The organism is Brasilonema angustatum (assembly GCF_059505445.1).
This window is the reverse complement of sequence record NZ_JCACKO010000102.1, coordinates 146708-158768: the sequence shown is the minus strand read 5'-3', so window position 1 is coordinate 158768 and position 12061 is coordinate 146708. Positions and strand designations below refer to the sequence as shown.

Genomic DNA, 12061 nt, shown 5'->3' with positions numbered 1-12061 from the left:
TTACTTATAAGGCTATCCACTACTCGGATCTTTCTCAACATTTGTCAGAAGAATCACTCATGAACAATCTAACCGTTATACCTTCGTAAGCAATTTTGAATAAAAATGGGGATTTCGGCACGAAAGGTAAAGGGCGATTTGTCAAGCAAGCCTGAAAAGTCCATCTTCATCAGCCATATAAAATTATAGTTTTAAAATTGTTAAGAAAGATATAATTGACAGATAGTCGGGGAAAGTCAAGTAATAAAGTCTACTCTTGTGGAGAGGACATCGGTGCTAAAGACTATTTTGGTTGCTCTGGATGATTCGGAACTTGCAGACAGAGTCATTCAGACTCTACAAGAAGTGGTCATGGTAAAAGACAGCAAAGTTATTCTCTGCCATGTGTTTTCTCCATCCGAATCGGAGATGGAACTACCCGCTGATCGTCCTCAGCCAGAGTCATCAACATTTTCTTATTTTCATATTGAAAAACAGCTCCAATCTTACCAGACACTATTACCAGTTGAAAGCAATGTAGAACTTGTCACTGGTAACCCACCAGAAGAGATTATTCGTCTTGCAAATATTTATAAAGCTGATTTAATTATCATTGGCAGTCGCGGGTTAACTGGTATGAACCGAATTGTCCAGGGTTCTGTGAGTTCTCAAGTGGTGGAAGATGCCAATTGCTCTGTGTTGGTAGTCAAGCCATGATGATAGGTCATTTCTCCCACCTTTTTGCTCATTTTTAAGACCAGATGGCAAACCCAAGTGCTCATACGCTTGACATGGAAATTGTTGAAATGACAATCGAACACTATGATGCTGTGCTTGAGTTGATGAGGCAAACTCCCGGTGTTAGCGTTCGTGCAGCCGATTCTATAGAGGCTACTGCTCGTTATTTAGCACGTAATCCAGGGTTAAGTTTCATAGCCCTTGATCAACGTGAAGTAATTGCGTGTGCTATGTGCGGGCATGACGGTAGACGTGGTTACCTACAGCATGTCATTGTCCTTCCCAGTTATCGCAAGCGTGGAATTGCTTCTGAACTCGTTGAACGCTGTTTGTCAAAACTTGAGTCCATTGGTATTTTCAAGACTCATATTGATGTGTTTATTGATAATAACCTTGCTAATCAATATTGGGTCAAACATGGCTGGCTCAAGCGTAATGACATCAATCGCTATTCCTTCAACCGGAGTCCAGATGTAAATGCTTAGCTTGCCATGCTTCAGTGATAGAGTCAATTGCATTTTAACAGTATATTTTTTTCAGCTTGAGCAACAGCGAGCGTTACCATTCCAGGTAGCCCCTCTAAACTAAAAATTTGTTTAGGAACGAGTAATCTTACCCCTAATCCTAGGCTAATCTCCTTATTCTGGGAAGACTCAACAAAGGTGAAGTCAGAGGCTGCACACAAAGCAGCCGCCTCCGCCACGCTACAGGTTCCTACTTTTTTTCCAACTCCTTGAGATGGGTTAGGGACAGAAATTTTGCCTAGAACATCACAGGGAAAGGTTTTTAAAGGCAAATTGTGCTGTTGGCAAAATTCCACTAAACCCGTTTCTTGAGACTTAGTATCAATAGTTCCAAAACCTGCGATCGCACTTTTTGCCAGTTGATTTTTTTGAAAAATTTCCTCAATAGCCTCCTCAATCAACTGTCGTGAAGTTCCCTTAGTGCATCCTATTCCCACCCACAGAACCAGGTGGTTGCTTGCTAGTTTGTTGATGATCTCTCTCATGTGACGGCGTGTTAGTTACAGGATCAGCACCTCCATCAGATGGCAAAGAACTTGAACCAGTTCCCCGAATAAATCCCCGATAAATCAGTGTCCCTAGAGTTTCTAGCCTGAAACCCCAACCTTTGGGTAAATTGTTATCCCGATCATTTTGTCCCAAATCAACGTAAATACGCGGCGGGATAAAATAAGTGACACCATCTTTACCTATCAACTCATCTGCTTTTGCCATCACTTGGTCAAAATTCAAGTCAAATTCTTCATAACTGTCGAACTGACGTTGTAGTTGTTGTTGTACAAAAGCAATAAACTCGCCAACGGCTTTGACTTTTGGATCATCAGGCGCAGGAGAAACCGAGAAAAATTCCAAAGGAATTCTGGAGATTAAACCTTCACCTTCATTAGAAGATTCTGCTTCCCTAGGAGGTGTAACAATACCCAATTGTCTCAGAATCAAAGGTTCTAAGTACCCCAACATTTGGGCTTGTGCTTTGGCAATTTTGGTATTATTTACATCTTCTTGGCGCTTCAGTAAAGTACGGAAGGCACGGCGCAGTACTTGAGAAAGTGTAAAAGGAGGAAAGGGAATGCTGTTGGGTGATGGCGGTTGTCCATTTGTTGCCATGAGAACATCAAGAGGTGGCAAGTCCTCAGGTACTACTGGCATTTGAATGTTAAACTCTTTGAATTGAAGGTTTTCGCTGGTTTGGCTGAGGATATTTTTCTTTCTGCTGTTTTGTTTGTCGCGAATTTTGAGTATTTCTGTTGCCTTTGCTTGATCACCATCCAATAATAAAGTCAACCCTTGCTTGTTAAACGGGTAGATAGGAGTATTCAGACAAATATAAATAAACTCAGCACAATAGGCTTTATTTTCTGAATTATTGAGGAAATCAATTGCCTCTTTTGAACCAAGACTAGCAAGGGCGCAGTTTTGCAAAAATTCTTTGAGAGTTGGGCGATCGCACACGCGAGTTGGATCGTTTCCATTAAAATCATTTTCTGAGAATTCCACAAACGGATTCATTAAAGCCATCCAACAGATCATGCTGTCGGTATAGCCACGCGCCTGTTGTGGCGTTACAAACTCCGGAAAAACTAATCGCTGAGCTACAGCAATAAACCCATCGTGTCCATATAGCCCGTCATGGTAAGTGTCTGGTTCATTCAAGCTACCAAATGCCTTTGTTCTTCCACCGTTCCATAATGCAGGTACAATCGCACCAGAATGATGTCCTTCATTTTTAATAAAAATTTCCACCAAATCTGACAACTCATAATCTTCAGGCGGTTTGCGCAGGTCAATAGCCTCACCATATCGGTCTTTATTGTATTGGTAAGTACAGATAAGTAAACCGTACTTATCAAGATACTGCACAATATCTTCGTGTCCGGAAACGGTGTTTCCATTAGGATCTGTGATTTTCTGTTCATCCGCGATACCGATAAACCCTGGAACTTTTATCGTTTCCACATCGAGAATAGTCTCATCATCTATGATGACTTGCTTGTGGAATAACTGCCTCATGTCCTTGATTGGTTTACCTTGCTTATCATCCGGACTTCTCAAGGCATTAAAACTGGACAAATCTACATCTTCGGCAGACCACAAAGGTAGATTATCATTTGTTTGCTGTAAATTGTTGTTTTGACTCATATGTTGTATTTTGAATCATAGTTAATCAGGTGATACCTGTATAGCACAAGCAGATCAGGTACTAATATTAACTACATCTATAGCGGTTCTAATTCGGATAAAATACAGGTTCATCTGCTTCAAAACCGTTATATATAAAAACTTATTTATGCTGTGTCAATGGAGCCATTGTCATGAAATGTAATAGCAATTTCGTATAATTTTGCACATAATAACACCCCCCTGTAGTCCCACGTCAGGTACTACAACCGCAGTCTCCCCAAGGCATCGGGGGGACGGCGTGCAGCTATGGCTACGCCACGCAAGCTATCACAAAGAAATGGTATGACCACACGTGTGGAATCTGACCAGATGTATTTTAGTTGTAAAGAAATTCACTTAATCATTCACAATTATATTGAAATCTTAAGCGGACGCGAGGCTACAGTCCCACTGGCGATTACTTCACCAACAGGGCAGTGGTACCACCAGTAAGATTAGCATGGAGCAAGTTGTAGATTTATTTGCGCTTGCTTTATTCTTACCTTGAGGATTACGAACGACCTATCAGCTACTGGACTTGTCGAGATTCAAGCGATAAGGTAACTGAGAGGATCGTAATGTGAAAACCCTGATTATTGACAACTATGACTCTTATACCTTTAATCTTTACCAATTAATTGCACAAGTCAATGGAGAATATCCCACTGTAATTTGCAATGATCGAGTTGCATGGGATGAACTCAAACACTGGGAATTTGATAACATTGTGATTTCACCAGGTCCTGGTCGTCCGGAGAACCCAAAAGATTTTGGTATCTGTCGTCAAGCTATTCAAAATACACAGGTACCGCTTCTAGGCATTTGCCTTGGACATCAGGGACTTGGTTATCAGTATGGCGGAAAAGTTATTCATGCGCCTGAAGTTCGGCATGGTAGAATCAGCGAAGTTTATCACATTGGAACTGAACTGTTTAAGGGAATTCCTTCTCCCTTTTCTGTTGTCCGCTACCATTCCTTGCTGGTTTCAAATGACCTGCCGGACTGTTTAGAAAAAGTGGCGTGGACAAAGGACAACCTTGTGATGGGACTGCGCCATCGATTTTTGCCGCTATGGGGTGTGCAGTTTCATCCAGAGTCTATCTGTTCTCAGTATGGACAAATTTTGTTAGATAATTTTAGACAGATGACTCTAAAATTTGCCCAAAAGGGGCGCTACAGTCCCAGAAAACACTATTGGACAGGAGATAGCGGGACTGCTTTTTTGCCGACAAGTCCTTCGTGCCAAAAACAACAGCAGGAATTTGAACTTTGTACGCGCAAGCTGAATCTGTGCCCCGATACCGAGCAAATGTTTGTGCATCTGTTTGCCAAATCATCAAATGCATTCTGGCTAGACAGCAGTCGTGTTGAACCGGGTCTTTCTCGCTTCTCCTTCATGGGAGATAGCAATGGCGAAAACAGTCTGTTGATTCATTATCGGACACAATCACAGGAACTGACAGTTACACAGTCCGATAACGTAAGTTGTAGGACAGAGGAGATTTTCCAGTATCTCAAGCGGGAAATTGAACGGCGACACTGCCCATCTGATGATTTACCCTTCGATTTCAACTGCGGGTTTGTGGGTTATTTTGGCTATGAATTAAAAGCAGAGTGCGGATCTCAATTAAACCACCCCTCTGCCTTACCCGATGCAATGTTCCTGTTGGCTGATCGGATGATTGCGATCGATCATCAGGAGCAAACCCTCTATCTACTGTGCCTAATTCAGCAGGGACAAACAGCAAGAGCAGAAGTTTGGTTTGAATGGATCAGACAACAGATTGACCAGCTTGCTCCTCTGTCGCCAATTGTTCCTGAGAAGAAACAGACTCCTGTTATGTTCCGATTAAGTCGATCGCATCAGACTTATCTTGATGATATTCAAACATGTTTGCAGGAAATTCAGGAAGGAGAAACTTATCAAGTTTGTTTGACAAACCAAATTCAGACAGACACTACTCCCGATCCACTGGCGTTCTATCGTTCATTACGCCGCATCAATCCTGCTCCCTATGCTGCATTTTTGCGCTTTGGCGATCTAGCGATCGCTTGCTCGTCTCCAGAGCGATTTCTGCGCATTGATTGCCAAGGTTGGGTGGAAACAAAGCCCATCAAGGGGACACTGCAACGCGGAAAAACACCCGAAGAAGATTTTATCCTGCGTGAACGATTGCAAAACAGCGAAAAAGACCGAGCGGAGAATTTGATGATTGTGGATTTGCTTCGCAATGATCTCGGACGGGTTTGTGCAGTGGGCACTGTGCATGTTCCCAAATTGATGGATGTGGAAACCTATGCCACGGTGCATCAACTGGTGACGACCATTCGCGGTCATTTACGCGCTGAGATGAGCGCTACAGACTGCATTCGCAACGCATTCCCTGGCGGTTCTATGACAGGTGCCCCCAAGCTTAGAACCCTTGAGATTATTGATCGACTAGAGCAGTCAGCGCGGGGAGTCTACTCAGGGGCGATCGGCTTTTTGGGATTAAACGGTTCAGCCGATTTGAATATTGTCATTCGTACCGCTGTGGTGACTCCTGATCAAACCACTATCGGCGTTGGTGGGGGTATTGTGGCGCTTAGCGATCCCCAGATGGAGTTTCAGGAAACGCTGCTCAAAGCTAAGGCATTGATCCATGCCATGATGATCACAACACATGGAGCCTTTGATCCCGACCAATATTACATCCAGGGAATAGAAACAGCCGCTTTTGATAACTATGAAAAACTGCGTGCATAAATCATAATATCAAGTCCGGTTGATTACTCCCGAACCGCCAAAAGAATGCCTATTTTTGAACCGCAGGGAGTGAAACTCCCTGCGGACATTTTACGTTGAATTAGGTAGCTCGCTACTTATTATTTTTGAATTTTGAGAGAAGTTTGAGCGGAGGTTTCCTCCGTAAGCGATAGCTCCACTCTTACGAGAAGCCGCTACGCGTCTACGCGGAGCGAGGCTCAAATCTATGCCCTATGGCTAACGCCACGGCTGCGCCTAACGGGCACGCTGCGCGAACGGTGATTTTGTTAGCGCAGCGGAACGCAGTCCATTTTGAATTGTTAATCCTGTGCACCTGCCGCCAAGAGGCTTCGCACCACGCTAGGATACTGATTAAACTCTGCAAGCATTAAAGCTGTATAACCACCTTCGTTTTTAATTTTCACATCTGCCCTGGCTTTGAGTAACAATTGCACTACTTCGTCATAACCCCGCGAAGCTGCCCACATCAGTGCTGTTGCACCTGCTGAGTCTGTTGGATTTACTTGTGCTCCTTTTGCTAGAAGCTGCTGTATCACGCCTAGATGGTTACGTTCTGCTGCCTTAATTAAAGGCGTTTTTCCATCATCTCCTTGAGTATTGACATCAGCACCATAGTCTAGTAAAGCTTTCACTATTTCAGTGTATCCTTGGATTGCTGCTAGCATCAACGGTTGCTCACCCAAGTTTTTTTCATTTACATTTGCTCCCTGACGCAGTAATGTTTCGACAATTTGGCTGTGTCCCTGCAAAGCTGCCACGAGTAGGGGTGTATCTCCTAAATGGTTCTTAATTTCTACGTTTGCTCCTTGGCTGAGTAAGACTTCTACTACATCGGTATAACCTTCAACAACAGCAAGATGCAAGGCTGTTTCCCCATCTTGATCTTGGACGTTGACATCAGCACCCCGAGCGAGTATTTCGGCTGCGATCGCACTATGTCCCGCCGCCGCCGCTGCTAAGGCTGCCGTACTACCATCAAGATTTGTCGCGTTAACATCAGCCCCTGCTGCTAACAGCGCTTGCACAACTTCCAAATGTCCCAAATCTGCCGCAATCATCAATGGTGTTTCTCCCTCTTCATTTTGGGAGTTGACATTTGCACTTTTTTCTAGTATTTTTTTGACAACTACAGGATGTCCAGCGCGTATTGCTAATTGAAAAGCTGTGTCCTCATCTTTATCTTTAAGATCAACTTTGGCACCAGCAGCAAGTAAGACTCGCACCACATCAGCGTTTCCTTTTAAGGCGGCAACCATTAAGGCTGTGCTACCATCTTCATTAGTCGCATTAACATCCGCGCCTTTAGATACTAAAAGTTTTATAATGTCAAGTTGGTTAGCACTCGCCGCTAACATCAAAGCCGTCAACCCATAACGCTTTCTTTTCAAGTCGAAATCAGCACCTGCATCAAGAAGCGATCGCCCAATTTCGGTGTAGCCGAAATGAGCAGCAAACATCAAGGGTGTAGTGCCATCGCGATCGCCCGTATCTACGTTGGCACCATCATTAAGCAGTGCTTGCACCTGCTTAATATCACCATTTTTCACAGCCGATAGCAGCAAGACATCGTTATTTTTAGTCATTCGTCATTCGTCAATTAGTCACTGATGATTTTCCGCGTTTTCGCGTCCCCGCGTCAGCGCATTTTTTTCTCCCTATGTTCTCATCATCCCATTTCCCCATTACCAATAAGCGTTATGCTACTTTTTATGAAGATTTAAGGAGAGGGACACTAGGTATGGAACTTTCACCATCAGTAAAATTTTCGTTAAATTTCGTTCACCCAATCATCATGTGGGTGTTATTACTACTTTCCTTGTATGCAGGATATCTGGGACTACAAGTCCAACGGACAAGAAATGCTCAAGGTGAAGAAAAGAAAGAATTAATCAAAGGTAAATACAACGTTAAACACTACCAAATCGGATCTATCATTTTGGCTTTGATGGTAACAGGCGCTGTTGCTGCTATGGCTGTGACTTACCTCAACAATGGTAAGTTGTTCTTTGGAGGTCACCTACTCATAGGACTTGGGATGACAACTCTGATTGCCATCTCGGCTTCCCTGTCTCCTTTTATGCAAAAAGGCGCAAATTGGGCGCGTTTAACGCATATTCTGTTGAATTTTACAATTGTAGGTCTTTTTGTATTGCAAGCTGTTAGTGGGATGGGAATTGTCAACAAACTTATCACTGGAGCATAGTCATGAGTCATGAGTCATAGGTGAAAAACAAATGGCTCTTGACTCTGCCTACTCAAACATATGCCTATAGAGCACGCTACTTAAAACAAAGTATGCTCCGTTGAGCATACTTTGAAACTTAAAGGACATGTGAACAGTGACTATTTTTTCTTGGAACAATCTGGAAAAGGAATGCCCAAAGATTGGTGAAAATCTTCCTGTACCTTGCGAGTTAGGCGGCGGGAAACTTGGCGAACAACTTGGTTAAGTAACCGTTCACCTGTAGATAGAACTAAAGACTTTGGTAGTCGCTGAATAAACTTGGGAAAATGAATATAAACACTGAGATCCAATTCCCACTCCACCTGTGTCATTTCACTTAAGCGGGTGGAAGAATTATTTCCCACATTTTCTTGTAACTGCAGCGCAGCACGATAATCCACATCATAGCCAGGAGCATGGTAGTCAGGAATGGGAATAGTGCAAATCCGATAAACTCCTTCTTGTGGAGGTAATAATTCCAAACCTATTTTTGGTTCTACTTCGTAACCAAAAGAGCCAAAACGACCAATAACTAAGGCATAGCCATTTTTCCCTAATGCTTCGACCTTCATGGGATCAGCACAGCGCGAAAACCATAAGGCGTGATTATTGAGGTATTCAGCAACAGTTCCAGCTGTGGCATACATTTTCATACGGTCTTTATAACGACCGTGAAACCGTGTTGGTGTTCCTATTGCTTCTTGGGTTACGTCTCCAGCTTCTTGAGTCGATGTCATAGATAAAATTGCTTCTGTTGTGTCGGATTGATAATCCAGGTGCTTTGAAACCATAAAAGCGTTCTTTTATAGTCAGAGTGTTTGTCTAAATGAATAATTCGGCTGGTAGATAAAACATTTCGTACTAAATTTCCATTTTGGCGGAATCTTAATCATCTGTCATGTGGTTCATCTAAATCTTTGTGAGAATCTTTAAAATAGGAAACTGAAAAACAGATACTAGTTTTCCAGGATAGCGTTTCTCATGAAAGCATTTGTAGCAGGGGCAACAGGTGAAACAGGTCGCCGGATAGTACAACAGCTGATAGCGCGGAATATTCCCGTGCGTGCCTTAGTCAGGGATGTAGAAAAAGCAAGGAGTATTCTAGGTGCTCAAGCCGAGTTAGTCGTGGGGGATGTGTTAAAGCCAGAAAGCTTGTCTGCTGCTTTGGGAGATAGCACAGTGCTACTATGTGCCACTGGCGCAAAACCAAGCTTTGATCCAACAGGACCTTATAAAGTAGATTATGAAGGGACTAAAAATTTGGTAGATGCGGCAAAGGCTAAAGGAATTGAGCATTTTGTCTTTGTTTCTTCTTTGGCGGCTTCTAAGTTTTTTCACCCATTGAACTTGTTCTGGCTGATTTTGTATTGGAAAAAGCAAGCCGAGGAGTACATCCAGAAAAGCGGTCTGAGCTATACAATTGTGCGACCTGGTGGTTTAAAGAATGAAGATAATTCCAACCAAATCGTGATGCAAAGCGCTGATACATTGTTCGAGGGTAGCATTCCCCGACAAAAAGTAGCCCAGGTTTCTGTTGAGGCGCTGTTTGAGCCAGCAGCAAAAAATAAGATTGTCGAGATTGTTGCTCAGGAAAATGTTCCCGCAAAAAGCTTTGGAGAACTCTTTGCTAATGTTGCCTAAGTTTTAGCACAAGGCTGTGAGTCAAAAGTGAGCCAGTCTAACTGTGACTTTTGACTCATTCGGGGTCAAGAGTCGAATAACAAATCACTAATGGCTATTGACTTTTCAGTAATTTTCTGGTTATTTTCCGGAATGAGTGCGTCGAAGATTGTTGTTATATTTTGATGGCAATAATAGCTAATTTTTAAGGAGTCGGACTCTGAACAAAAGCTTAGAACGCAAAGGCGGCGTTGAACAACTCATAGCACCAATAGCCGCACTTCTTGGCTTGGTATGTTTGTTGCAGTGGTCGATATTTGGAGATTTGCGATCGCATCAGGATCCTACCTTTGGCAACAAACAGCCTCCCTTAGTTATGAAAGGGGGCGATCCTTATATCCGTGCTTTGATGCGAACCATCTCAGCAAGTGAAGCGAGTAGCAACCGTCCTTATTCAGTGTTGTATGGTGGACAGCACGTTAACAACCTTAACCGCCATCCGGAGATATGCGTCACTATTGTTACAGGTCTGAACAAAGGTAATTGTTCTACAGCCGCAGGTAGATATCAAATTATTAATGTCACATGGTATAATTTAGCATCACGTTATCATCCAAGCCCAGGACGATTTTTGTTTTGGGCTTCTTATAGTTTTGAACCAGAGTATCAAGACGTAGTTGTTTACCGTTGGTTAAGTGACTCTCGATTTTGGGGAACTGATATTTCTCAACAGTTACGTCAAGGAAAGTTACCGGATGTTTTGCGCCGGTTGTCTCCTACTTGGACAAGTTTGGGATATGGTATAGAAACTAATTCTGTGAGCAAGTCTCTACCACAGATTTATCAGAAAATGTTGATAGAAGAATTAAAGGCATCTGGAAAATCAGTGTAAGAAAAAGCTCTCAGTTAATGATTGGTTTTTGGAACTCTTGGTACAACTTTTTGCAACAAAACCTTTCTATTTTAGGTTTTTGTGAGCAGCCAAAATAATTTCTTCTGTTTCTTGCCAAGCAATACACCCATCTGTAACAGAAACGCCATATTGTAATTGCTCTCGATCACTAGGAATCTGTTGATGACCTTCATACAAATTGGATTCCAACATCATGCCAACTATTGATGTATTACCATCCACTATTTGTTGAATAATTTTTTCAAAAACAGAACTCTGTAATTTATATTGTTTACTTGAATTGCCGTGACTACAGTCGATCACAATTCCCGGCGATAAATTTGCCTCTTTTAATTTTTCTTCTACCTGTTTGACATTCGCTGCATCAAAGTTAGGCTGACCATTACCGCCTCGCAAAATAACATGACCGTAGGCATTTCCTCTCGTTTTAAAGATGCTCACCTGTCCCTTTTTATTAATTCCTAAAAAGTTGTGAGGTTTCTGAGCTGATTGGAGAGCATTCAAAGCCACATTAATATTACCATCAGTGCCATTTTTAAAACCCACTGGCATTGAAAGTCCGCTTGCCATTTCGCGATGAGTTTGTGATTCGGTTGTGCGTGCTCCAATTGCAGACCACGTAATAAGTTCACTAATATACTGAGGTACTATAGGATCGAGTGCTTCTGTACCGATAGGTAATCCCAATTCCGCAATTTTTAGCAGTAAGGTACGTGCCATTAATAAACCTTTTTCGATCTGGAAAGAATCATCCATATCAGGATCATTAATTAATCCTTTCCATCCTACTGTTGTTCTTGGTTTTTCAAAATATACCCTCATGATAAGCAGCAGTTTATCCTGGACTCGCTCAGCAAGAATTTTTAGTTTTTCTGAATATTCTATCGCTGCTTTTGTATCGTGGATAGAACATGGACCAACTACTATGAATTTTCTCCTGTCTTGAAAAGTTAGAATTTTTTCTAATTCCTCTCTAAATTGAAAAACTGTTTCTTTTGCTAAAGGTGTTAAAGGTAATCTCGATTTCAAATCATCTGGAGTTAATAAGGGTTGAAAACTTTCAATGTGAGTGTTAGATAATTTCTTGTTTTCCATAAATTGCTTTTTTGGAAGTTTGCTACAAGTTGACTATTTCT

General features: G+C 42.3%; 11 protein-coding genes. 6 read left to right on the top strand and 5 right to left on the bottom strand.

Going from position 1 to position 12061, the window contains the following annotated elements; genetic code table 11:
* The first annotated feature begins 273 nt into the window (after nucleotides 1-273).
* A complete protein-coding gene (locus tag AC5JM2_RS17515; protein WP_495836126.1) occupies nucleotides 274-696 on the top strand; it encodes a universal stress protein in 423 nt (140 codons plus the stop codon).
* Between the two features lie 44 nt (nucleotides 697-740).
* The gene (locus tag AC5JM2_RS17510; RefSeq protein ID WP_495836125.1) at nucleotides 741-1202 is read left to right on the top strand and encodes a GNAT family N-acetyltransferase; all 462 of its coding nucleotides are present in this window, start codon (nucleotides 741-743) and stop codon (nucleotides 1200-1202) included.
* Nucleotides 1203-1225: 23 nt separating this feature from the next.
* On the opposite strand, the gene AC5JM2_RS17505 is transcribed toward AC5JM2_RS17510, so the two are convergent.
* Together AC5JM2_RS17505 and AC5JM2_RS17500 are read right to left on the bottom strand one after the other, a co-directional pair.
* Entirely contained in the window at nucleotides 1226-1726 is a 501-nt protein-coding gene (locus AC5JM2_RS17505; protein ID WP_495836124.1) for a cobalamin biosynthesis protein, read from the bottom strand.
* Nucleotides 1659-3380, bottom strand: a complete 1722-nt coding sequence (locus AC5JM2_RS17500) for a hypothetical protein (protein ID WP_495836123.1) — start codon at nucleotides 3378-3380, stop codon at nucleotides 1659-1661. Before AC5JM2_RS17500 ends, AC5JM2_RS17505 begins: the two co-directional genes overlap by 68 nt.
* A 601-nt stretch (nucleotides 3381-3981) precedes the next feature.
* On the opposite strand from AC5JM2_RS17500, the gene pabB reads away from it, so the two are divergent.
* A complete protein-coding gene (gene pabB, locus AC5JM2_RS17495; RefSeq protein WP_495836122.1) occupies nucleotides 3982-6147 on the top strand; it encodes an aminodeoxychorismate synthase component I in 2166 nt (721 codons plus the stop codon).
* A gap of 320 nt (nucleotides 6148-6467) precedes the next feature.
* On the opposite strand, the gene AC5JM2_RS17490 is transcribed toward pabB, so the two are convergent.
* Nucleotides 6468-7751, bottom strand: a complete 1284-nt coding sequence (locus AC5JM2_RS17490) for an ankyrin repeat domain-containing protein (RefSeq protein ID WP_495836121.1) — start codon at nucleotides 7749-7751, stop codon at nucleotides 6468-6470.
* Between the two features lie 155 nt (nucleotides 7752-7906).
* On the opposite strand from AC5JM2_RS17490, the gene AC5JM2_RS17485 reads away from it, so the two are divergent.
* The gene (locus AC5JM2_RS17485; protein ID WP_495836120.1) at nucleotides 7907-8371 is read left to right on the top strand and encodes a DUF4079 domain-containing protein; all 465 of its coding nucleotides are present in this window, start codon (nucleotides 7907-7909) and stop codon (nucleotides 8369-8371) included.
* Nucleotides 8372-8511: 140 nt separating this feature from the next.
* Here AC5JM2_RS17485 and AC5JM2_RS17480 read toward each other — a convergent pair whose 3' ends face one another.
* Complete coding sequence (locus tag AC5JM2_RS17480) at nucleotides 8512-9183, bottom strand: DUF1997 domain-containing protein (protein ID WP_495836119.1); 672 nt, start codon at nucleotides 9181-9183, stop codon at nucleotides 8512-8514.
* A gap of 190 nt (nucleotides 9184-9373) precedes the next feature.
* Between AC5JM2_RS17480 and AC5JM2_RS17475 the strand changes: the two genes are divergently transcribed.
* A complete protein-coding gene (locus AC5JM2_RS17475) occupies nucleotides 9374-10033 on the top strand; it encodes an NAD(P)H-binding protein (RefSeq protein WP_495836118.1) in 660 nt (219 codons plus the stop codon).
* Between the two features lie 199 nt (nucleotides 10034-10232).
* Nucleotides 10233-10904, top strand: coding sequence for a glycoside hydrolase family 24 protein (locus AC5JM2_RS17470; protein ID WP_495836240.1), 672 nt, complete (start codon nucleotides 10233-10235; stop codon nucleotides 10902-10904).
* A gap of 66 nt (nucleotides 10905-10970) precedes the next feature.
* Here the strand turns inward: AC5JM2_RS17470 and AC5JM2_RS17465 are convergent, their stop codons facing one another.
* Complete coding sequence (locus AC5JM2_RS17465; protein ID WP_495836117.1) at nucleotides 10971-12020, bottom strand: 3-deoxy-7-phosphoheptulonate synthase; 1050 nt, start codon at nucleotides 12018-12020, stop codon at nucleotides 10971-10973.
* Between the last annotated feature and the right edge of the window lie 41 nt (nucleotides 12021-12061).